Annotated in this window: 22 protein-coding genes; 15 read left to right on the top strand and 7 right to left on the bottom strand. The window is 63.6% G+C overall.

Features of this window, described 5'->3' with window-relative positions:
* The first annotated feature begins 84 nt into the window (after positions 1-84).
* The 7 genes from ACFO0A_RS10405 to ACFO0A_RS10375 all read left to right on the top strand — a co-directional run bounded on the left by ACFO0A_RS10405 (position 85) and on the right by ACFO0A_RS10375 (position 7,748).
* Positions 85-1,101, top strand: a complete 1,017-nt coding sequence (locus tag ACFO0A_RS10405) for a hypothetical protein (RefSeq protein ID WP_379538937.1) — start codon at positions 85-87, stop codon at positions 1,099-1,101.
* Positions 1,043-2,245 carry a tyrosine-type recombinase/integrase gene (locus tag ACFO0A_RS10400; protein ID WP_379538936.1) on the top strand — a complete coding sequence of 401 codons (1,203 nt, stop codon included), beginning with the start codon at positions 1,043-1,045 and terminating at the stop codon, positions 2,243-2,245. The genes ACFO0A_RS10405 and ACFO0A_RS10400 overlap by 59 nt, the downstream gene beginning before the upstream one ends.
* 130 nt (positions 2,246-2,375) lie before the next feature.
* Complete coding sequence (locus tag ACFO0A_RS10395) at positions 2,376-3,413, top strand: alcohol dehydrogenase family protein (protein WP_379538935.1); 1,038 nt, start codon at positions 2,376-2,378, stop codon at positions 3,411-3,413.
* A 79-nt stretch (positions 3,414-3,492) separates the two neighbouring features.
* Positions 3,493-4,659 (top strand): acyl-CoA dehydrogenase family protein, encoded by a 1,167-nt coding sequence (locus tag ACFO0A_RS10390; RefSeq protein ID WP_379538934.1) that lies wholly within the window; start codon positions 3,493-3,495, stop codon positions 4,657-4,659.
* 143 nt (positions 4,660-4,802) lie between these two features.
* Complete coding sequence (locus tag ACFO0A_RS10385) at positions 4,803-5,072, top strand: FtsB family cell division protein (protein ID WP_379538933.1); 270 nt, start codon at positions 4,803-4,805, stop codon at positions 5,070-5,072.
* Positions 5,073-5,220: 148 nt separating this feature from the next.
* Positions 5,221-6,342, top strand: a complete 1,122-nt coding sequence (gene pdhA / locus ACFO0A_RS10380; protein ID WP_379538932.1) for a pyruvate dehydrogenase (acetyl-transferring) E1 component subunit alpha — start codon at positions 5,221-5,223, stop codon at positions 6,340-6,342.
* On the top strand, positions 6,342-7,748 hold the full coding sequence (locus ACFO0A_RS10375) for a pyruvate dehydrogenase complex E1 component subunit beta (RefSeq protein WP_379538931.1): 1,407 nt from the start codon (positions 6,342-6,344) through the stop codon (positions 7,746-7,748). The genes pdhA and ACFO0A_RS10375 overlap by 1 nt, the downstream gene beginning before the upstream one ends.
* 27 nt (positions 7,749-7,775) lie before the next feature.
* On the opposite strand, the gene ACFO0A_RS10370 is transcribed toward ACFO0A_RS10375, so the two are convergent.
* Genes ACFO0A_RS10370 through ACFO0A_RS10360 form a run of 3 tightly spaced genes read right to left on the bottom strand, consistent with a single transcriptional unit; the run spans position 7,776 to position 10,281 of the window.
* On the bottom strand, positions 7,776-8,231 hold the full coding sequence (locus ACFO0A_RS10370; RefSeq protein ID WP_379538930.1) for a TadE/TadG family type IV pilus assembly protein: 456 nt from the start codon (positions 8,229-8,231) through the stop codon (positions 7,776-7,778).
* Positions 8,228-8,680 carry a TadE/TadG family type IV pilus assembly protein gene (locus ACFO0A_RS10365; protein ID WP_379539646.1) on the bottom strand — a complete coding sequence of 151 codons (453 nt, stop codon included), beginning with the start codon at positions 8,678-8,680 and terminating at the stop codon, positions 8,228-8,230. Before ACFO0A_RS10365 ends, ACFO0A_RS10370 begins: the two co-directional genes overlap by 4 nt.
* A 2-nt stretch (positions 8,681-8,682) precedes the next feature.
* Positions 8,683-10,281, bottom strand: a complete 1,599-nt coding sequence (locus tag ACFO0A_RS10360) for a pilus assembly protein TadG-related protein (RefSeq protein ID WP_379538929.1) — start codon at positions 10,279-10,281, stop codon at positions 8,683-8,685.
* 209 nt (positions 10,282-10,490) lie between these two features.
* Here ACFO0A_RS10360 and ACFO0A_RS10355 point away from each other — a divergent pair, with 209 nt between their 5' ends.
* Genes ACFO0A_RS10355 through ACFO0A_RS10345 form a run of 3 tightly spaced genes read left to right on the top strand, consistent with a single transcriptional unit; the run spans position 10,491 to position 12,472 of the window.
* Complete coding sequence (locus ACFO0A_RS10355) at positions 10,491-11,057, top strand: hypothetical protein (RefSeq protein WP_379538928.1); 567 nt, start codon at positions 10,491-10,493, stop codon at positions 11,055-11,057.
* Between the two features lie 29 nt (positions 11,058-11,086).
* Complete coding sequence (locus tag ACFO0A_RS10350) at positions 11,087-11,557, top strand: EF-hand domain-containing protein (RefSeq protein WP_379538927.1); 471 nt, start codon at positions 11,087-11,089, stop codon at positions 11,555-11,557.
* A 48-nt stretch (positions 11,558-11,605) separates the two neighbouring features.
* Positions 11,606-12,472, top strand: coding sequence for a Coq4 family protein (locus ACFO0A_RS10345; RefSeq protein ID WP_379538926.1), 867 nt, complete (start codon positions 11,606-11,608; stop codon positions 12,470-12,472).
* A 31-nt stretch (positions 12,473-12,503) separates the two neighbouring features.
* On the opposite strand, the gene purL is transcribed toward ACFO0A_RS10345, so the two are convergent.
* Together purL and ACFO0A_RS10335 are read right to left on the bottom strand one after the other, a co-directional pair.
* Entirely contained in the window at positions 12,504-14,777 is a 2,274-nt protein-coding gene (gene purL, locus ACFO0A_RS10340; RefSeq protein ID WP_379538925.1) for a phosphoribosylformylglycinamidine synthase subunit PurL, read from the bottom strand.
* Positions 14,778-14,834: 57 nt separating this feature from the next.
* Positions 14,835-15,233 carry a DUF2177 family protein gene (locus ACFO0A_RS10335; RefSeq protein ID WP_379538924.1) on the bottom strand — a complete coding sequence of 133 codons (399 nt, stop codon included), beginning with the start codon at positions 15,231-15,233 and terminating at the stop codon, positions 14,835-14,837.
* A 66-nt stretch (positions 15,234-15,299) separates the two neighbouring features.
* Here ACFO0A_RS10335 and ACFO0A_RS10330 point away from each other — a divergent pair, with 66 nt between their 5' ends.
* From ACFO0A_RS10330 to queA, 5 genes are all read left to right on the top strand, one after another.
* Positions 15,300-15,554: an exodeoxyribonuclease VII small subunit gene (locus ACFO0A_RS10330; RefSeq protein WP_379538923.1), complete on the top strand. Its 255-nt coding sequence runs from the start codon at positions 15,300-15,302 to the stop codon at positions 15,552-15,554.
* A gap of 43 nt (positions 15,555-15,597) precedes the next feature.
* Complete coding sequence (locus ACFO0A_RS10325; RefSeq protein ID WP_379539645.1) at positions 15,598-16,512, top strand: polyprenyl synthetase family protein; 915 nt, start codon at positions 15,598-15,600, stop codon at positions 16,510-16,512.
* Entirely contained in the window at positions 16,513-17,052 is a 540-nt protein-coding gene (gene coaD / locus ACFO0A_RS10320) for a pantetheine-phosphate adenylyltransferase (protein ID WP_379538922.1), read from the top strand. It abuts the gene before it with no gap.
* A 101-nt stretch (positions 17,053-17,153) separates the two neighbouring features.
* Positions 17,154-17,849, top strand: coding sequence for a peptidylprolyl isomerase (locus ACFO0A_RS10315; RefSeq protein ID WP_379538921.1), 696 nt, complete (start codon positions 17,154-17,156; stop codon positions 17,847-17,849).
* A 37-nt stretch (positions 17,850-17,886) separates the two neighbouring features.
* Positions 17,887-18,933, top strand: coding sequence for a tRNA preQ1(34) S-adenosylmethionine ribosyltransferase-isomerase QueA (gene queA, locus ACFO0A_RS10310; RefSeq protein ID WP_379538920.1), 1,047 nt, complete (start codon positions 17,887-17,889; stop codon positions 18,931-18,933).
* Between the two features lie 10 nt (positions 18,934-18,943).
* Here queA and ACFO0A_RS10305 read toward each other — a convergent pair whose 3' ends face one another.
* On the bottom strand, positions 18,944-20,068 hold the full coding sequence (locus ACFO0A_RS10305) for a mechanosensitive ion channel family protein (protein WP_379538919.1): 1,125 nt from the start codon (positions 20,066-20,068) through the stop codon (positions 18,944-18,946).
* 117 nt (positions 20,069-20,185) lie between these two features.
* Positions 20,186-20,788, bottom strand: a complete 603-nt coding sequence (locus ACFO0A_RS10300; protein WP_379538918.1) for a TetR/AcrR family transcriptional regulator — start codon at positions 20,786-20,788, stop codon at positions 20,186-20,188.
* Positions 20,789-20,794: the final 6 nt, after the last annotated feature.

Genomic DNA, 20,794 nt, shown 5'->3' with positions numbered 1-20,794 from the left:
TTAAAAACCAACGTTGCTTTTATGCCTATTGCCGATGGCTGTCAACAGCTCGGGACAGTGCCGGTTCAATTTTGAGGATGCTGAATGCCCCGCTTATCTTTTGGACAGGTCGAAGCGGTGCTCGCCCAACTGACGGGAGTTGCGCCGGACAAGCGGGTTGCGTTCAGCTCGCGACTCAAGAACCTGCAGAAGCAGGGGCTCCGAGGTGAGGGCAGCGAACCAGGCAGGGGCCGCGCAGCGGTAATGTCGTTTGGGGAGTTGGTGCAGTTGGCAACTGGCGTAGAGCTATTGAGGCTGGGGTTGCCGCCCCAACGTGCCGCTAGTCTGGTCCGACACAATTGGAATCAACTCAGATACTCCGCATATCTCGCGACATTTACAGATTTTGAGGCCGCGGAGTTGGCCGAGCAAAACGATCTGGACGCGCCAGAGCTTACTTATGCTTGGCTGTTCAGGTCGGATGCGTTGGCAGAACTGACAGCCTTTGGCGCGAGCGAATTTGATGATTACGAGGCGGTCGAAGCTATCGCCCTATCAAACCTTCGAACGCTTTTTGACACAGGCGCGTCCGGGGGGGCGGATGACGTTGATGGTGTGCCGCGCCGCTATTTGGCGATCAACGGCACTGCACTTTGCAGGCAGTTGATTTCCATCATCGCTCACGATTTCAAATTCGCTCTGGTCACAGAAATGAGGGAGGATTTGCTAGAGGAGGCGCGAAGGCTGACTGACTTCATTAAGTCTATGCCGCTCACCGACGGATTGAGTTTGTCTCCGGAGCAGACAGAGCGGGTCAAAAGGCAGATGCTCGACCTTGGCGAGACAGACTTTTCAGTTAGCCCCCCTATACCTGCTGAAAGGGTGAGGGCGCAGGCGAAGGAATTGATAAAGCGCATTTCGCGGTCGGCTTGCGACGCGTTGATTGCGATCTCCCAAGACGGCGAGATCGTCATGGATGACAGTTCGCGCAGCGCCTTAAAGGAATTGGCGACCCATGGTGCTCTTGTAGCCGGATCAGGTGAAAATTTGCTGGCCATCACGCTTGTCGGGCAGGTCGCGCATCGCATTCTCAAAGACACTCAATCAGATGGCTATTCGTAAGCGCGCCTGGGTCACGCCAGCGGGCGAAAGCAAGGTCGCCTGGCTGGTCGATTACCGCGATCAAGCGGGCAAGCGCCGCGCTAAGCAATTCAGGCTCAAGAAGGATGCTGAGGCGTGGTCTGTCGGCGCCGCGTGGCAGGTAAGCCGAGGGGTTCACACAGCCGACTCGCAATCGGTCACGGTCGCCGCAGCCGCTGATTTGTGGATTGCCAAGGCCGAGGCCGAGGGCCGGGAGCGCGGCACGGTCGATCAGTATGGCCAGCTCGCCCGCCTGCATATCGTCCCGCTGATCGGCGCCGAACGGCTTTCCCGGCTTACCAGGCCAATGGCCGAGGCCTTCCGCGATGAGCTTGTGGCCACGCGTTCGAAAGCGATGGCCAGCAAGGCCGTGCGGGCATTGTCGAGCATACTCACTGAAGCGCAGCGGCGGGGGCTGGTTGCTCAGAACGTGGCGCAGGGCGTTCGGGTCACGCGCCCCAAGCGCGAGCGGGCAAAAGTCTCGATTCCGACGAAGGCCGAATTGCGGGCGATGCTCGATCATGCGCCGGACGATATGCGCCCGCTGCTTTCGACCGCTATCTTCACCGGGTTGAGGGCGTCTGAGCTACGGGGTCTAAAGTGGACCGATATAGACCTGAAGTCCGCAACGATCACCGTGTCGCAGCGGGCCGACAAGTTCGGAGAGATTGGCCCACCCAAGTCCGAGGCAGGCCACAGGACGATTCCGATAGCGCCTGCACTAGTCGCAGAGCTGACAGCGTGGAAGCTACGCTGTCCGAAGGGCAAGCTAGGGCTGGCGTTCCCGAACGGTCAGGGCGGGGTGCATCAATATGGCCACCTGTTGCGGCGGAAGTTCTTCCCGCTCCAGGCCGCCGCCGGGGTATGCGATCCTGTCATTATCGGCGGCAAGCCTCAGGTCGATAAGGATGGCGAGCCTGTCATGCAGGCGCGTTATGGCTTCCACAGTCTGCGTCACGCGGCGGTAAGCGCGTGGATCAAACAGCGGATTGACTTGAAGCGGCTTCAGGTATGGATGGGGCATTCGGGCATCCAGTTGACGCTCGATACCTACGGGCACCTGATCGCTGACGCCTCGCAAGATGCGGAACTGATCGCCGCCGCGCAGGCAGAGTTTAATTCCTGAATGCAACACGGATGCAACACGGTGGGCAAAAACGGCTGAATCCGTAGCGTCCGATTAGGATTCCTAATCTGGGGGCCATGGGTTCGAATCCCGTCGGGCGCACCACCACTTGGCGGGAAGAGGATCGGCGATGAAGGCCCTGCGCTATTTCGGTCCCGGCGACATCCATTGCGAAGGCATGGATGATCCCCGGCTGGAGGCCGATACCGACATCATCGTCAAGATGAACCTGTGCGCGATCTGCGGCAGCGATCTCCATATCTACCACGGTCACGGTTTCAGCGAGGACACCGGCTATTGCGTCGGCCATGAAGCCGTCGGCGAAGTTGTCGAGACCGGGCGCGCGGTGCGCCGGCTCCGGGCAGGGGACCGGGTGATGCTGCCGGCGGCCACGGGTTGCGGCGCATGCCGCCAATGCCTGTCGGGAATGGTCGGCAAGTGCGAGAACAACATGGCGGGCTGCTATGGCTTGTCAGCGGCGCTGCAGGGTTGCCAAGCCGAGGCGATCCGCGTGCCCGCGGGCGATTTCAACGCCGTTCCGATTCCCGATGGATTGAGCGACGAACAGGCATTGATGCTGACCGATGCGATGGCGACTGCCTGGTTCGGCGCACGCCGCGCCCAGATCGCGCCTGGCGGAACGGTCGCGGTCATCGGGCTGGGCCCGATCGGATTGATGGCCGTCGAGAGCGCATTCGTGATGGGCGCATCGCGGGTCTTTGCGATCGATCCCGTTGCCGCCCGCCGCGCACTGGCGGCAGAGCGCGGCGCGGAGGTGTTCCATCCGTCCGACGCGCTCGAGGAAATCCGCGAGGCTACGTGCGGGCGCAAGGCCGACAGCGTGATCGAAGCGGTCGGCGGAGACGGCACCATCGACCTCGCCCTGCGCCTAGCGGGCAGGGGCGGCATCATCTCGGCGATCGGGGTTGCGCAGACCAAGCGCTACGCGTTCCCGCTAGAACGCGCCTTTGGCCAGGGTCTGACCTTTGCCATCGGCACCTGTTCCGTCCCGTTCGAACTTCCGGCCCTTATCCCCCTGGTGCAGAGCGGGCGGCTGAAACCCGAGACGACGATCAGCCATCGCCTATCACTAAGTGACGGCGCGGAAGCATATCGCCTGTGCGATATTAAGGCCGAAGGCGCGCTCAAGGTCGTGATGTCGGCCTGAGGCGCGTCCGCTCGACAAGCGCCATTGAGGCCGCTACGGGCGTCGGATTAACCGATCGCTTAAATTTGGAGGCAGCGTCTTGTCGGCAGGTACCGAGAGCGAGGACATCGTCGAAATTCGGCGCGCCGTGCAGGCTCTTTGCGCGGAATTCCCCGGTGAATACTGGCGCGAAAAGGATCGCGAGAAGGCCTATCCGACCGAATTCGTCGATGCGCTGACCAGCGCCGGCTTCCTTGCTGCCCTCATCCCCGAGGATTTCGGCGGAAGCGGTTTGGGACTCAATGCAGCAGCGGTGATCATGGAGGAGATCCAGTCCTCCGGCGCCAACGGCGCGTCGTGCCACGCCCAGATGTACATCATGAACACGCTGCTGCGTTACGGTAGCGATGAGCAGAAGCGCGAGTATCTTCCGAAGATCGCCAGCGGTGCGCTGCGGCTCCAGGCATTCGGGGTCAGCGAGCCGACCAGCGGAACGGACACCCTCTCGCTTCGCACCGTGGCGGTGCGCGACGGCGATCACTACGTCATCAACGGCCAAAAAATCTGGACGAGCCGCGCCGAACATTCCGACCTCATGCTCCTGCTGGCACGGACGACCCCGCGCGAGCAGGTCGCCAGCAAGACCGAGGGCCTTTCGATCTTCCTCGTCGATATGCGCGAAGTCGTCGGCAAGGGGATGACCATCAAGCCGATCCGCACCATGATGAACCACTCGACCACCGAGGTGTTCTTCGACGACATGCGGATACCCGCTTCTGCGCTGATCGGTGAGGAAGGGAAGGGTTTCCGCTACATTCTTTCGGGGATGAACGCCGAGCGTATTCTCATCGCGGCGGAATGCATCGGCGACGCCAAGTGGTTCATCGCCAAGGCGACCGATTACGCCAAGGAACGACACGTCTTCGGCCGTCCGATCGGGCAAAACCAGGGCGTGCAGTTCCCCATTGCCCGCTGCTACGCGCAGATGCGTGCCGCCGAACTCATGGTTCACCACGCGGCTGGCGTCTACGACGCGGGAGGCAATCCCGGCGAAGAAGCAAACATGTCCAAAATGCTCGCGTCGGAAGCGAGCTGGGCGGCTGCCGACATGTGCGTGCAGACCCACGGCGGATTCGGTTTCGCTGAGGAGTACGACGTCGAGCGGAAATTCCGTGAGGCGAGGCTTTACACGGTCGCCCCGATCAGCACGAACCTCATCCTGAGCTACGTGGCGGAACATGTGCTGAAGTTGCCGCGAAGCTACTGACGGGGCCAATTCGACCCTAGGGCGCTAATTGTTGCCTGATTAGTGCGAAAAGGGCGCAATAGCGCTTGAATCGCATGGTTAACTGTGATTCTGTCACATTCGTGCAACGCCGTCAGCGCCCTCTCAAATTGCCCCGCGAAAGCATGACCCAGGCTTTTGCCCTGGTCGCGCTGCTGGTCGTCGGCGCGTTCGCGCTGGCTGGGCCAAGCGGCCTCTTGGCGTGGAGCGAGAACAGCCGGGTGCTCAAGGAACGCCGTCACGAACTGCGCCAGCTTTCGGCTGAGCGGGACGAGCTGCGCAACCGGGTCGATCTTCTCGATCCGCGCCATGCGGACCCGGACCTAGTAGGTGAGTTGCTGCGCCGGAATCTCAACGTAGCGCACCCGGACGAGCTAGTTATCGCACGTCCGTAAGGCTTCGGTACGCTATCTCTCCGAATTTAACCTGTTAGGTTATCTTCCCTGACAATCGTTGCGCGGGCAACTAGCTTGAGCCTATAGCCTGATTCCTTCAGTGCGCCGATCAACGGTGCGTGCAAGTTACTGGCTAGGGGACACACGCTTGGCAAAACCCGCAACCCCCGCTGCTCGCAAGCCGGCCAAGGCCGCTCCCGCGCAGCGTTCGTCCGCTCCCACTCCGGCCGCCCCGGCTCAGGACGATGCGGGGTATGAGCTTCGCAGCTTGCAACGCGCCCATGCCAATCAGAAGCATTTCGCGGCGAGCGACGAGCAGCTCATGGAATTTTATGAGCAAATGCTCCTCATCCGCCGCTTCGAGGAGCGCGCGGGACAGCTCTACGGGCTGGGGCTGATTGGCGGATTCTGCCATCTCTATATCGGGCAGGAAGCGGTTGCGGTCGGCCTTCAGTCAGCTCTGGACAACGACCGGGACAGCGTGATCACGGGCTACCGCGATCACGGCCACATGCTTGCCTACGGGATCGACCCCAAAGTCATCATGGCCGAGCTGACCGGGCGGCAGGCCGGCATTTCGAAGGGCAAGGGCGGATCGATGCATATGTTCTCGACCGAGCACCGCTTCTACGGCGGGCACGGTATCGTGGGCGCACAGGTCTCGCTCGGCGCGGGGCTGGCCTTCGGGCACAAGTACCGTGAGGACGGCGGCGTGGTCATGGCCTATTTCGGCGACGGTGCGGCCAACCAGGGCCAGGTCTACGAAAGCTTCAACATGGCTTCGCTGTGGAAGCTGCCGATCGTCTTCGTGATCGAGAACAACGGTTACGCAATGGGCACGGCCGTGCGCCGGGGCAGCGCCGAGACGGAGTTCTACCGGCGCGGCACGGCGTTTCGCATTCCGGGCATGGACGTCAACGGGATGGACGTGCTCGAGGTCCGCCAGGCCGCCGAAGTCGCGCTCGAGTTCGTGCGCGGCGGCAATGGGCCGGTTCTGATGGAGCTGAACACCTATCGTTATCGCGGGCACTCGATGTCGGATCCGGCCAAGTACCGGAGCCGCGAAGAAGTGCAGGAAATGCGCGAGAAGCACGACCCGATCGAGGGCGCGAAGGAAGAGCTGATGCGGCGCGGCGTGGCCGAGGACAAGCTCAAGGAAATCGACAAGCGCATCCGCGCGCAGGTCAGCGAGGCGGCTGATTTCGCCGAAAGCTCGCCCGAACCGGCCCCGGCCGAACTCTACACCGATGTCCTGGTGGAGTCGTACTGATGGCGATCGAGCTCAAGATGCCCGCACTGTCGCCGACGATGGAAGAAGGCACGCTGGCCAAGTGGCTGGTGAAAGAAGGCGACACCGTGAAGTCCGGCGATATCCTCGCCGAGATCGAGACCGACAAGGCGACGATGGAATTCGAGGCGGTGGACGAAGGCACCATCGGAAAGATTCTGATTCCCGAGGGCAGCGAGAACGTGAAAGTCGGAACGGTCATCGCGACCATCGGCGAAGACGGCGAGGCCCAAGCTGCATCCGCCCCGTCGCCCTCGCAAGAAGCCAGCGCGGCCCCGGCGGTGGACCAGAAGGCCGCCGAATCCGAAGCACCTGCTCCGGCGCCGAAGCCTGAAGGCGGCGCGGCCCAGCTAGCGTCGGATGCAAAGCCGGCTGCCGATCCGCTGGTGCCGGCTGGAACCGCGCTCGTTGCCGCCACGGTTAGAGAGGCGTTACGCGACGCGATGGCGGAAGAAATGCGCCGCGACGATCGCGTCTTCGTGATGGGCGAGGAGGTGGCTGAGTATCAGGGCGCGTACAAGGTCACGCAGGGGTTGCTGGACGAGTTCGGCCCGCGCCGCGTGATCGACACGCCGATCACCGAGTACGGGTTTGCCGGGATCGGCACCGGTGCGGCAATGGGCGGACTGCGGCCGATCATTGAGTTCATGACCTTCAACTTTGCGATGCAGGCCATCGACCACATCATCAACTCGGCCGCCAAGACGAACTACATGTCCGGCGGACAGATGCGCTGCCCCATCGTGTTCCGCGGTCCCAACGGCGCGGCCAGCCGCGTCGGTGCGCAGCACAGCCAGAACTATGGCCCGTGGTATGCGTCGGTCCCGGGCCTGATCGTAATCGCGCCCTACGATGCGGCGGATGCGAAAGGATTGCTCAAGGCGGCGATCCGCAGCGAGGACCCGGTCGTCTTCCTCGAAAACGAACTGGTCTATGGCCGCACGTTCGACGTGCCGGCGATGGGCGACGATCATGTCCTGCCCATCGGCAAGGCGCGCAAGGTCCGGCCGGGCAAGGACGTGACGATCGTCAGCTATTCTATCGGCGTTGGCCTCGCGCTCGACGCGGCGGAAACACTGGCGAGTGAAGGGATCGATGCCGAGGTTATCGACCTGCGCACGTTGCGCCCGCTCGACAAGGCAGCGGTGCTGGAAAGCCTGTCCCGGACAAACCGACTGGTCATCGCCGAGGAAGGCTGGCCGACGTGCTCGATCGCCTCGGAAATCATGGCAATCTGCATGGAAGAAGGTTTCGATCATCTCGACGCACCCGTCCTGCGGGTTTGCGACGAGGATGTACCGCTGCCCTATGCCGCGAACCTGGAAAAGGCGGCGCTGATCGATGCGGCCCGGATCGTCGAGACGGTGAAGAAGGTCTGCTACCGCTAAGGTGACGGCAGGATCTGTCGCTGAGGATCAGGGCGCCGGAGCGGCCGCCGTCACCATGAACATCGGGCGCGAATAGGAAATGTAGGGGCCGCGCAGCCCCATCGCCTCGAAGACGGTCGGAATCTGGTATTCCACCTCGAGGTTCTTTTCCATCGCGCCAACCACGCGCTGGGTAGCAGGTGTCGTGACCTTCGCGATCAGCCGGTCCGAATTGAGCAGATAAGGCGCACCGCGTCCCACCGAAATCGCGTAGTCGCGAAGCTGGTCGTCGGTCAGCATGTTCCCCGTTCCGTATTGGACCAGGGCATAACGCGCCACTTCGGCCGAAGCATTTCGCAGCGCATTGTAGTTCTGCAGGGCGATGCCGACCTGGAACACGCCCAGCATCATCGCGATAATCGCGGGCGCGAGGATCGCAAACTCGATCACTGCGGCGCCGGCCTGATCCTTTCGCAGGGCACGAAGGAACTGAGCGGTCGTCACGAGACCTGCACCGTGCGAACGACGTCGTATTGCAGTGCGCTGCCCACGCCGAAGTTCGTCCAGACCGGCGAATAGCTATCGGTCAGCGTCACGCGCACGAATGTCGAGACATGGGACGTCGCCGCGCAGGTCTTGGTCAGGACGTAGGCCGGGTCGCTATCGCAGCGGTAGATCTCGGCCACAACGACATGTTCGTCGTCGAGGCCGGTCGAGGCCTTGAGGACGTTGCGGATCGTGTCGCGTGCGGCGGCGTCCTGCGGAGGCGAGGTCTGCACGATGGATGCCGCTTCCGCTGCCGCGCTCTGCAGCTCGGCCTGGCGGGCGACCATGCGGCTTGCGTCGAACGAGCCCAATGCCATCATCACCAGAACAGGTGCGACAAACGCGGTCTCGATCATGACCGTCCCGCGACGGTCGCCGAGAAACGAGCGGAGCCTGACGAGTGCCATCGTCACGCCACCAGCTTCACGCGCGAGACCTGCGTGGCCACCACGGTGTCTTCGACTGCCCCGGCAGGGCAGAAGGTGCTCATGTTGGCATCGCCGGTGATGTTGATCGTCGCGGCCGCGATCATCAGGCACTGGCTAGTGACCGTAGCCGTGCCCAGAAAGTCGACGCCGCTGTTGGGCAGGTAGACTGTGCCGTTCAGCACGGTGGCCGCGTTGCCGTTGATGCGGTTGCGGTTGCTGCTCGACGAATCCTTGGCCTCGAAGACCAGCATGCCGGCCAGCTTGTTGGCCTGATCCACCGTTACCCCGCGCGCGACGAGGTCGGACGCCTGGATCGCGGTCAGGTTGATGTTCGATCCGCCGTTGATCTTGATGTAGGCCCCGTTCTTGAGGACGAACATCACGCCCGCGCCGGTGACCGAGTACTGACCGTCGATCTCGAGCCCGCCCCCGTCGAGGATGTAGACTCCGGTCGAGAAGGTCGTGTTGCAGGCGACCTTGATGCCGCCCGTGTACGTGCCTGGAAGAACCGAGGCCTGGTCGGGAGTCGTTGTGCTCGTGACGCCGGAATACGTGTCCGACGTTACGACGGTCTTCTTCTCCCAGATCGTGTTCTTGCTGCTGCCGTTGACCGCCGTCCAGGTGACCGTGGTTGTTACCACGGTTCCGTTCACCGTGTCGTTGGAGACGATCACGATGGAATCGGTATGAGTTGTCGTCGTCGGCGACTTGGCCTTGCTGTAAGTGGTCTGGACAGCGGTGTTGTAATCCTCACCCTTCCAATAGGTGTAGGTCGCCGTCACGTCGGTCTTCTTCGAAGCCTTCGTCGTCGTCGAACCCTTCACGCAGTTGTACGTGCGGGCGACCTGGCTTTCGGTCGGGTTTGGGGGCTGCAGATCCTTGAACGGATCGTAGAGGCCCGACATGTGCTCGAGGATCGTGTCGTCGGTGTTGTCCTTGAGCCACTGGTCGATGCCCCCCGCGGCCAGGATCCAGCCTGCGTCCACGGTGGGATTGCCATCGACCGTGATGGCTTCATCGGATGTCGACAGCGCGGCCAGACCGCAGCTTGCAGTCAGGACCGAGTTACCGCCGATGTTGATCGCGCCGTCGTCATCCGGATCGACCGCGATCAGGCAGCTGGTAAAGGTGTTGCCTTCCTCGAAGCTGGCCTGCGCGTAGGCGTAAATGCTCGGCGAGCTGCCGGTCAGGAAGCTCGAGAAGGGCAGTTCGTGGCTGACGGTGGCGTGGACGATCACGCTGTTGCCCGTCCCGGCGGCATAGTTGGCCAGCGTGATCACCGGCTCGCTCGTGTCGCCTTCGATCACCGAGACGTTTGCATTGAATTCCTGCGTGGCGCGGGTGGCGTAGTTGTTTTCCGTCGCCGGGTCGGTGCGGGCCCAGGCGCCGGCGAGTGCGGCCTGGTCGACGGCGAACTGCAATTCGCGCTTCCACATGTACCATTGCGCGGTATCGACCGCGAGACCGGCACCGCCGATCAATGCCGGCATCCCCAATGCCAGCATCATGATCGCGTTTCCGCTTGCGTCCTTACGCAGCCGCTTTCCAAGCCGCTTGAGCTTAGCCACAGTGTCGCGCATCTGATTGCCCCGGTCCGTCGAACATGGATATTCGCACCAGCCCTGTTAGCGGGGGTTGGTAAGCGCTCATTCAAGCAGAGTGGTTAATAGGAAGTTATTGGGTGCAGCCGCCTGTTCGACCCGACCCCGCGCTATTCTCCCGCGATTTAAATGACCTGTCGCCCCCGCACAGGCTGGCGCTGGCCTATGCGCGGTCCGGAGCCCGGCCGGTGTGGGAGGGTTTGCTGCGGCTGGACGCGCGGCTGGCCCGCACCGCGCTAGGCGCGCGAGAACCATTACTTGGTCAGCTCAAACTGGCGTGGTGGCGCGACCGCATGGCGCAGCCGACAGCGGACTGGCCGCGGGGCGAGCCGCTTCTGGCGATCCTTGTTCGGTGGGAAACGGAACGCGAAGTGCTTGGGCAACTGGTCGATGCCTGGGAGGGCGCGGTCGGCGGCTCGCCGGCCGAACCGGTAATCGCCCGGATTGCAGAGGGAAGGGCAGACGCATTCGCGGCACTTGGGCGGATCGTCGGAATGGACGCGTCGGTCGAGGACGCGGTTCGCCTGGTTGGACGGGCGTGGGCGCTGTCCGATCTTTCCGTCGGCCTGCCCGAGCCGGAAGGGCGGGCTGCCGCCTCCCGGTTGCTCGCGGCGCAGGATGCCCGCCCACCCGCTCTCCCACGTGATCTGCGCCCGCTTGCCATCCTTGCCGACATCGCGCGGGGAGAGTCGGAAGGTGAGGGAACCCTGCGCCGGTTCGCCCGCATCATCAGGCTTGGCATAATCGGCCGCTAGGCTATGTGGCTGGCAGCGGAGGATTATTCTTGAATCGCATCGTTATCGGAGCGCTCGGCGCGCTGCTGCTTGTCGCGGCCGGAGTGTTCTGGTGGCAAGGTCGCGCCGCAGTAGAGGCTGGGGCGCCCCCGCCCGAATTGCTGAACGATGGCGAGGCGACACCCGCGCCGGGGCCGCTGCCAACTGCCGACGTTCGGGGGCGCCGCGGGCCTGCACCGCCCGAAGCGACCGAGATGAGCCGCGAGCAACGCCGGTTCGCGAGGTACGACCGGAATGGGGACCGCATCATCTCGCGCAACGAATTGATGGCGACGCGCACCGCTGCCTTCCGCAAGCTCGATGCGGATGGCAACAACCTGCTGACGTTCGAAGAATGGGCGGTCGCCACCGGCAATCGCTTCAAGGCAGCGGACAAGGACGGGAATCTCCAGCTCAACGCAGAGGAATTCGCCACGACCCGCCCCAAGCCAGTCAAGGCGAACGCCTGCAACTGCCGCTGACAGACTCGGCCTATTGACATGGATGTTAGTATAAAATAGTCGAGCGGGATGGAATCGTTCGACTCGACGTTTGTCGCTGCGCCCCCTCTCGATGCGGATTTGACGGACACGCGTGACGTGCGCGCGCATCGCCCGATGCCGCAGTTCTGCAATCCAGCGCGCGAGCCGGCACGGTTCCGCCCGCTCAAGGCTCTCTATCACTTCCGCCAGCTGCTGAAGGACAAGGAAAACACCGAGGAGGTGTTTCGTATCTTCGAGGCGCTGCCATACAAGGGCTTCGTCCCCGCCGCGCGCGCCTTCATGGAAAGCGAGAAGGGCAGGGCGATTTTCGACAGCGAGGAATTCCTCCCCGACATTCTCGACGACCACGCGGCCCTTCGCCGCACGCCGGCCGGGTCGGTCGCGCATGCCTATTGCGATTTCATGGAGGCTGAGGGCCTTACCGCGGCCGGACTTGTGGCCGAATCCCTCAAAACGCGCGGCAACCGCCCGCCGTTCGACGATCAGATCGAATGGTACGGATTCCGGCAGCGCGATACGCACGATCTCCTTCACGTGCTGACGGGCTATGGTCGCGATGCGCTGGGCGAGCAGTGCGTGCTTGCCTTCACTTATGGACAGAGCCCGAGCCTGGGCAACGTGTTCATCGCCTATGCCGGCGGCCTCAACATGAAGAGCCGGATGAACAAGGCGGGCATCGGCAAGGGCGTGCCGGTCATCGCCGCGATCACCGAGGGCAAGCGTCTGGGCAAGGCGTGCCCGAAGGTTTCGGAAATGGCGATCCGCGATCTACTGGCGATGCCGCTGGAAGAGGCGCGGGCGAAATTCGGGATCGCTCGTCCGGTCCAGTATCACAAGGCGCACGAGATGCTGCGCGCCCAGGGCTGCGACCCCTACAACCTTCTCGCCGCCTGAGCTGACTTCGGGGCCGGCCTGGCCGCGTCGTTCAGCGATCCATCCATTCGGGGAAGAAGGCCTCGTTCGCGCGACGCAGTTCGGCGAGCGAGACTTCACCGTCAGTCACTTCCTCAGCCGTGCCGATCGCGATCGTTTCCGAGCCGGTCCAGCCGATGAAGCAACAGCCGATGTCGGCCTCGCGCGCCATTTTTTCAACGACGTGTGAATCGAACGGTTCCGTGACGAGATAGCGGCCCTGGTTTTCGGCGAAGAGCGACCAGGCGTGACGTATTTTTTCGCGGTCGACCTGATCTTCGAAGGCATTAATCAGCAGACGGGCACCGACGTTTCCAGCCAGCGCCATCTCGGCCACGGCGACCAGAATGCCGCCGTCGGAAACATCGTGCACGGCGGTGACGAGGCCTTCGTCGATCAGCACGCGAACGAATTCGCCGCGCCGCCGCTCAGCGTTCAGATCGACGCGCGGGGGTGAGCCCGCTTGCATCCCGCAGCAGACATCCAACCACAACGATTGTCCGATCTCCGGCTCCGCGCGCGGATCGGCTCCAATGAGGAATATCTTCTGGGCCCCGTCCTTGAAGGCGACGGTCGCCATTTTCGTGTGGTCGTCGAGCAGGCCGACTGCGCCGATGGCTGGAGTGGGCAGGATCGCGCTGCCGCCACCGGTCGCCTTGCTTTCGTTGTAGAGGCTGACGTTGCCGCTGACTATCGGCATGTCGAGCGCGACGCAGGCCTGGCTCATCCCGTCGAGGCAGCCGACGATCTGGGCCATGATCTCCGGCCGTTGGGGGGAACCGAAGTTGAGACAATTGGTGACCGCGAGCGGTCTGGCGCCGACGGCGCTCAGATTGCGGAACGATTCCGCGATCGCCTGCTTTCCGCCTTCGACTGGATCGGCATAGCAATAGCGCGGCGTGCAGTCCGTCGTGATCGCGAGCGCCTTGCCGGTGTCGTGGATCCGCACGACCGCGGCGTCTCCCCCAGACTTTTGCAGCGTGTCGGCGCCGACCTGGCTATCGTACTGTTCCCAGATCCAGCGCCGGCTGGCGAGAGCCGGACTGCCCATCAGCTTGAGGAGGTCGGCGGCAACGTCCGACCGCTCAGGCACATTGGTGAGCGGCGCGACCTGCGCCCACGCCTTGTACTGCTCTTGGCTGAGGTAGGGGCGGTCATAGAGCGGGGCATCGTCCGCCAGCGGGCCGAGCGGAATGTCGCAGACCACCTCGCCGTTGAACTCGAGCACCATGTGGCCGGTATCGGTCACTTCACCGATGACCGCGAAATCGAGCTCCCACTTGCGGAAAACCGCTTCGGCCTGCGCTTCGGAACCGGGCCGCAGCACCATGAGCATGCGCTCCTGGCTTTCGCTGAGCATCATCTCGTACGGCGTCATGCCTTCTTCGCGGCAGGGCACGGCGTTCATGTCGAGGCGGATGCCAGCGCCGCCCTTGCTCGCCATTTCGACGCTCGAAGAGGTAAGGCCGGCAGCACCCATGTCCTGGATGGCGACGATGGCGTCGGTCGCCATGAGTTCGAGGCACGCCTCGATCAGCAGCTTCTCGGTGAAGGGATCGCCAACCTGGACGGTCGGGCGCTTTTCGTCCGAATTTTCGTCGAACTCTGCCGAGGCCATGGTGGCTCCGTGGATGCCGTCGCGCCCGGTCTTGGAGCCCACATAGACGATCGGATTGCCGATCCCGGTGGCGGCCGAGTAGAAGATTTTCGCCTGGTCGGCGACGCCGACGGTCATCGCGTTAACGAGGATGTTGCCGTCGTAGGCCGGGTGGAAGTTCGTCTCCCCGCCGACGGTCGGCACGCCCACGCAGTTGCCATACCCGCCAATGCCCGCCACAACCCCCTGGACGAGGTGCTTCATCTTCGGGTGATCGGGGTTGCCGAAACGCAAGGCGTTCATGTTGGCGACCGGACGCGCACCCATGGTGAACACGTCGCGCAGGATGCCGCCGACGCCCGTCGCCGCGCCCTGATATGGTTCGATGTAACTGGGGTGGTTGTGGCTCTCCATCTTGAAGATGCAGGCCAGTTGCGTCCCATTGGGGCCTTCGCCGATGTCGATCACGCCGGCGTTCTCGCCCGGACCGCAGATTACCCACGGCGCTTGGGTAGGCAGTTTCTTCAGGTGGATGCGGCTCGATTTGTACGAGCAGTGCTCGGACCACATGACCGAGAAAATGCCGAGTTCGACGAGATTGGGCTCGCGGCCCAGCGCGTGTAGCACACGCGCATATTCGTCTTCCGAAAGCCCGTGCTGGGCGACGACTTCGTTGGTGATTTCGGCCATGGCCGCGCCTTAGCGGCCAAGAACCGGGTCCGCTAGTCCGCCGGCACGGGAATCGGCTCAGCTAAGCCGCTGCATGACGATTGTCCCGATGCCCGCCGCGACCGCGCTGGCGAAAGCGCCCCAGGCTATATCGACAACGGTGACGTGGACCGGCCAGGTCCGCAGTGTCGCCTGGTTGGTGAGATCGTAAGTCGCATAGGCCAGCGCGCCGAGCGCCGCGCCGTTGAGAGCTGCCGCCAAGGGTGCTCCGCCAATGGAGCCAGGCCGCACCGCGAACCACACAAGGCCGGTGACGAAGGCCGCGTAGAACACCATTGCCGGGGCCGCCCGGAACGACGGCGCGAGGAGATCGCCCAGTGCGGGACGATAAAGGTTGGGACCGGCCCAGCGCAGCCACAGCGCATCAAGACCACCGAAAACGACCGCCACCGTGATCCATGCCGTCAGCCAACGCATCGCCGTTCCTCACCCGTTTGCGGCGAAGCTTGACCCCCGTGCGCGCGCCGGTCAATGCTGTCCGCCATGGCCGACCCTGCAGATATCGCCGCGCTGAGTTTCGAGGACGCGCTCCGCGCGCTCGAGGAGATCGTGCGCAAGCTCGAGAGTGCGGAGACGCCGCTGGACGATTCGATCGCACTTTACGAACGTGGCGAGGCGCTGCGCCAGCACTGCCAGGCCCGGCTCGATTCCGCCCAGGCGCGGATCGAGGCGATCGTTGCCGGAAGCGATGGCGTTCCCAGCGGCGTACGCCCGTTTGACGAGGACGCCGCGCGGTGAGAGTCCAGGCTGCTGCCCGCGCCGACAAGACGGCCCTGTGATCGTGCCGAGCGAGGCGCAAGCGGCGCCAGACATCCTTTCCGTGGAACTTGCGCGGATTGCGCAAGACATCGATTCCAGCTTCGACCTTCTGCTGCCAGTGCCCGACGATCCTCGCAGACCACTGGTCGAGGCGATGCGGTATGCCGCTATCGGCGGCGGCAAGCGGCTGCGCCCGCTGCTGCTAGTGGCGACCGCCGAAATGCATGCTGTCGATCGCGATACCGCGCTGCGGGTGGCCTGCGCGATAGAAGCGATACACGTCTACTCGCTGATCCATGACGACCTGCCCTGCATGGACGACGACGACATGCGGCACGGCAAGCCGACCGTGCATCGCAAGTTCGACGAGGCGACCGCGGTGCTGGCCGGCGATGCGCTGCACGCCTTTGCCTTCGAGATCCTGTCAGACCCCATGACCGGGGGCGGCGATCCCTTCGTTCGTGCGGAACTGATCTACACGCTTGCCATGGCCAGCGGGGCGAATGGAATGGCGGGTGGCCAGATGATGGACATGATGGCCGAAAGCAGCCGGTTCGACCTGCCTACCGTCACCCGCTTGCAGCAGTTGAAAACCGGTGCGCTGCTTGGCGCGGCGGTAGAGATGGGGGCGATCCTGGGTCGGGTCGTTCCCGAGGGGCGCACGCACCTGCGGGGCTTTGCACGCGACGTTGGCCTGGCCTTTCAGATCGCCGACGACCTGCTGGATGCCGAGGGCGACGAGGTCGCGGCCGGCAAGGCGCTCCGCAAGGACGAAGCCGCCGGCAAGGAGACGTTTCTTTCGCTGCTCGGCCCCCAGCGCGCTCGTGCCCAGGCCGAGATGCTCGTCGAGCAGGCGATCTCGCACCTCGCCAGTTGCGGTGCGGAGGCCGACATCTTGCGCGCCTTGGCGCGATACGTAGTGGAAAGGGACCGCTAGATGGCGCTGAACGACACCGATGAAGGCCGAACGTTGCGGATCGGGGTCTATCCCGGCACGTTCGATCCCATCACCCTCGGTCATCTCGACATCATCCGTCGCGGCGCCAAGCTGGTTGATAGGCTCATAATCGGAGTGACGACCAATCCGTCCAAGAATCCGATGTTCACGCCCGAGGAACGCATGGCGACCGTGCGGCGCGAAATCGATACTCTTGGCATTCCCAACGTCGAGGTGGTCGGGTTCAACGCCCTGCTGATGAAATTCGCACGCCGCCAGGGAGCCTCGGTGATCGTGCGCGGCCTGCGCGCGGTGGCGGACTTCGAATACGAGTATCAGATGGCCGGGATGAACCAGCAGCTCGACAACGAGATCGAGACAATCTTCCTGATGGCCGACGTCTGCCTCCAGCCGATCGCCTCGAAGCTCGTCAAGGAAATCGCCCTGTTCGGCGGCGACATCGCCGATTTTGTAAGTCCGGCGGTGCGGCAGGATGTGATCCGCCGGGTGGATGAACTGGGACGCCTGGGCGAATATTGATCGTTCATTGCAGTGACAGCGGGATCGGGCTATCGCGCGCCGACCGACGCACCCCCGTGCCGATATTGAAACACGGCCTTTTTTCCGGAGCCTGAGCCCACATGCGTTCGCCTCTTCTCGCGCGTCTGCTCGCTGCGATTTTCATCGCCCTGACGCTCGTGGTCTCGCCCGTTGCGGCAAAGAGCAAGGCGAAGGTCTCGCCGCTCACGCCCGCGCCCACGATGACGCTCGTCGATCCCTCGCTCAGCGTCGATCCCGACAACATCCTGCTGCTCGACTTGTCGAACGGCGGGCGCGTCGCGATCCGCCTGATGCCGCAATGGGCGCCCGCGCACGTCGAGCGGATCAAGACGCTGACCCGGCAGGGTTTCTATGACGGGATCATCTTCCACCGGGTGATCGACGGATTCATGGCGCAGACGGGCGACCCCACGGGGACCGGGCAGGGCGGCTCGCAGCTCCCCGACCTCAAGGCCGAGTTCAATCGCGTGCCCCACCTGCGCGGCACGGTTTCGATGGCCCGCACCAACGAGCCGGACAGCGCGAACAGCCAGTTCTTCATCATGTTCTATCCGCGCTTCGCGCTCGACAACCGCTATACCAATTTCGGTCGGGTGATCGCGGGCATGGAGTTCGTCGATGCCATCCAGCGCGGCGAGCCGCCCGCCAATCCCACGCGCATCGTCCAGGCTTCGATCGCCAGCGACAACAAGCCCGTGCCCGCGCGTGTCGTGACCCCGCCCGCGCAGACCATCACGGCGGAAGAGCTTAGCGCCAGCAAGCCTTCGACCAAGTAGCTTGCGGCCCGCGCCGCGAGCGAGCTAGGCGCGCGCCATGCGTGTCGACCTGTTCGATTTTGACCTGCCGCCCGAGCGGATAGCCTTGCGGCCTGCGCGGCCGCGCGATGCCGCGCGCATGCTCGTCGTCGATGGGCAGGGCGCTTTGGCAGATGCCGCGGTCACTGATTTGCCGGGCCTGCTGCGGGCCGGCGACGTGCTGGTTTTCAACGACACGAAAGTGATCCCCGCGCAGCTTGAAGGCACGCGGGGAAACGCGCGGATCGGCGCGACATTGCACAAACGGATCGATCTGCGCCGCTGGCAGGCGTTCGTGCGCAACGCCAAGCGCCTGCACGAAGGTGACATTATCGCCTTCGGCGAGGGGGTTGCCGCCGTTGCGGAAGCGCGTCACGAGGACGGCAGTTGGACGCTGGCCTTCGCCGGAGAGGAGCCCGTCGAGGTGCTGCTCGAACGTGCGGGCCGCATGCCGCTGCCGCCCTACATCGCCGGAAAGCGCGAGACTGACGAGGCTGACGCCGCCGATTACCAGACGATGTTCGCGCGCGAGAAGGGTGCGGTCGCCGCGCCGACTGCCGCGCTGCATTTTACTCCGCGCCTGATGGAGTCCCTGGAGAAGGCGGGCATCGCGCACGAGACGCTGACCTTGCATGTCGGCGCGGGGACATTCCTGCCGGTCAAGGCGGATGACACCGCCGACCATGCCATGCATGCCGAATGGGGCCGGATCGAGCCTGAAGTGGCCGCCCGGTTGAACGAAGCCAAGCGCGGTGGAGGCCGCATCATCGCCGTTGGAACTACCAGTCTTCGGCTTCTGGAGAGCGCCGTCGACGAAAATGGGGAAATCGGGGCCTTCGCAGGCGACACCGCAATCTTCATAACGCCCGGATACCGCTTTCGCGCGATCGACGGTCTGGTGACGAACTTTCACCTGCCACGTTCGACCCTTTTCATGCTGGTCTCGGCTCTGATGGGGCTGGAGACGATGCAGCGCGCATATCGTCATGCAATCTTGGCCGAGTATCGCTTCTACAGCTATGGCGACGCCAGCCTGCTGCTGCCGTCGCGCGCGCCGACCTCCTGATCCTGAGAAACTACGCTGCTGGTGCCGGACCCACGGCAGAGACCGCATAAGGCATGATCATCTTCCCGTCCGGGGCGGCGGTGAAGGTTGTTTGCGTGGGATAGGCAAACTCGATACCGCGTTCACCGAAGGCGCGAAGCACGCCCATTGCGACCTTCTGATACGATGCCTTGGCGATCACCACATCGCTCGTTTCAGCCTCGAACAGCAGTTCGTAGTCGAGTGAGCTTGGCCCGAACGCCGTGAAGTTGGCTCGCACGAATTGCAGCCCGGCGGCCTCCACCACGCCGCGCATGACCCCCGGGATCGATTCCGCCACGTCGGGATCGGTCTGATAGATCACTCCCACGTTCATCTGCATCCGGAAGTAGCTGCGGCCCACGAAATTGGTCACTTCCTGTTCGAGCAGCTTGGCGTTTGCGATAATGCGCAGTTCCCCGGTCAATGCCCGAATCCGCGTTGATTTCAGGCCGATCCGCTCGACAACACCCGTTACCGGGCCTTCCTTTCCGTTGTAGATGATCGTGTCGCCGACCTGAAAGGGACGATCGAACAGGATCGAAAGTGCGGCGAACAGATCGGAGAATATGCCCTGTGCCGCCAGGCCGATGGCGATGCCACCGACGCCGAGTCCCGCGATCAGGCCGGTGACGTTTACGCCAAGGTTGTCGAGGACGAAGATCGCCGCGATCGCGAAGACGACGAACGAGACGAGCAACTTGATGATCGCCAGCGCGCTCGCCAGGTTCGGATCACCTGAGCCATTGCCGGCGCGATGCTCGATTAGGCCGAGCACAAAAGTGCGGGCCCAGATCGCGGCCTGGAAAGTGGCGGCGACGATGAACACGAAAGAGATCGTCTGGGCGACGATCTCGGGCGGATTGGCATACCCCTGCACCATCCGCGCGGCGAGCGCGATCAGGAACCACAGCCGCGTCCGCCGGACCACCTGTGCGATCAGCGCAGCCCACGAATAATCCCCGCCGATGCGAGCGGCTGCGCGCAGCAGCACGTTCTTTAAGGCCAGAAAGATCAGGACCAGAAGCGTCCCGGCGCCGACCGCTATTGCAATGCTCAAGGCATGGATCGCGAGCCATGTGGATACGGTGGCAATCAGCGTGTCGATTTCGGTCATGGATCCATTCGGCGGTAATCGGAGGGCGACACTGCGCAATTGCGCAAGTGGCAGAGACAGCGGCAACTCAGGCCGAAGGAGAATGGGGGCGCTTCTAGCCCCTCATTCGCCCGGCGATCAATCGTGCTTCGGGTCCGGTGATTGCGGCTGCGGGAAGAGCGCGCGTGAATCGATCGCGGCGTCGATCAGATCGTCGGACGGAGGCACGCGGCCATCGAGCATCAGCATCGCCAGCCCATGCGCGATCGCCCATGCGCGCAGGGCGACCAGCGCCGCCTCCGCCGGGTCGCCGCCGGCCAGGCGCATCGCATTGGCCTGGAGCATTTCGGCTGCGGCATCCTCGTTAAGTTCGCCCGGCGAAACGCATGAATGAGTGAATGTGAGTCGGAACAGCGAAGGATTGGCGAGGGCGAAGCGAACGTAGGCACGGCCCGTGGCGCCGAAAGCGTCGGCGCCGCCGCGCTCGGCGGCTTCGCGTTGCGCGGCGCCGAGGCGAGCGAGTCCCTCTTCGGCAAGCGCCGCCATCAAGGCCTGCTTGTCGGGGAAGTGGCGATAGACCGCTGTAGGGCTCACGCCCACTTCACGCGCGACGGCTCGCAGCGAGAGGCTGTCGGCATCCGTTGTTTCGATGAGTTTCAACCCGGCTGCGACGAGTGCCGGGCGCAAGTCGCCATGATGATAGCCGCGATCCGCGATTTTCGATGTTGACACTGTTACCATTGCGTG

The sequence above is a fragment of the Novosphingobium tardum genome (assembly GCF_042652045.1).
GTDB lineage: Bacteria > Pseudomonadota > Alphaproteobacteria > Sphingomonadales > Sphingomonadaceae > Novosphingobium > Novosphingobium tardum.
The sequence above is the reverse complement of the archived record's forward strand: the minus strand, read 5'-3'. Positions and strand labels throughout refer to the sequence as shown.

What these genes read in the sequence shown, in the direction of transcription:
- ACFO0A_RS10405 (WP_379538937.1), top strand. Translation starts at nt 85, where the DNA reads ATGCCCCGCTTATCTTTTGGACAGGTCGAAGCGGTGCTCGCCCAACTG.
- queA (WP_379538920.1), top strand. Translation starts at nt 17,887, where the DNA reads ATGCGTGTCGACCTGTTCGATTTTGACCTGCCGCCCGAGCGGATAGCC.
- ACFO0A_RS10300 (WP_379538918.1), bottom strand. Translation starts at nt 20,788, where the DNA reads ATGGTAACAGTGTCAACATCGAAAATCGCGGATCGCGGCTATCATCAT.
- ACFO0A_RS10365 (WP_379539646.1), bottom strand. Translation starts at nt 8,680, where the DNA reads ATGGCACTCGTCAGGCTCCGCTCGTTTCTCGGCGACCGTCGCGGGACG.
- ACFO0A_RS10385 (WP_379538933.1), top strand. Translation starts at nt 4,803, where the DNA reads ATGACCCAGGCTTTTGCCCTGGTCGCGCTGCTGGTCGTCGGCGCGTTC.
- ACFO0A_RS10395 (WP_379538935.1), top strand. Translation starts at nt 2,376, where the DNA reads ATGAAGGCCCTGCGCTATTTCGGTCCCGGCGACATCCATTGCGAAGGC.
- ACFO0A_RS10360 (WP_379538929.1), bottom strand. Translation starts at nt 10,281, where the DNA reads ATGCGCGACACTGTGGCTAAGCTCAAGCGGCTTGGAAAGCGGCTGCGT.
- ACFO0A_RS10375 (WP_379538931.1), top strand. Translation starts at nt 6,342, where the DNA reads ATGGCGATCGAGCTCAAGATGCCCGCACTGTCGCCGACGATGGAAGAA.
- ACFO0A_RS10335 (WP_379538924.1), bottom strand. Translation starts at nt 15,233, where the DNA reads ATGCGTTGGCTGACGGCATGGATCACGGTGGCGGTCGTTTTCGGTGGT.
- ACFO0A_RS10345 (WP_379538926.1), top strand. Translation starts at nt 11,606, where the DNA reads ATGGAATCGTTCGACTCGACGTTTGTCGCTGCGCCCCCTCTCGATGCG.
- ACFO0A_RS10315 (WP_379538921.1), top strand. Translation starts at nt 17,154, where the DNA reads ATGCGTTCGCCTCTTCTCGCGCGTCTGCTCGCTGCGATTTTCATCGCC.
- coaD (WP_379538922.1), top strand. Translation starts at nt 16,513, where the DNA reads ATGGCGCTGAACGACACCGATGAAGGCCGAACGTTGCGGATCGGGGTC.
- purL (WP_379538925.1), bottom strand. Translation starts at nt 14,777, where the DNA reads ATGGCCGAAATCACCAACGAAGTCGTCGCCCAGCACGGGCTTTCGGAA.
- ACFO0A_RS10305 (WP_379538919.1), bottom strand. Translation starts at nt 20,068, where the DNA reads ATGACCGAAATCGACACGCTGATTGCCACCGTATCCACATGGCTCGCG.
- ACFO0A_RS10330 (WP_379538923.1), top strand. Translation starts at nt 15,300, where the DNA reads ATGGCCGACCCTGCAGATATCGCCGCGCTGAGTTTCGAGGACGCGCTC.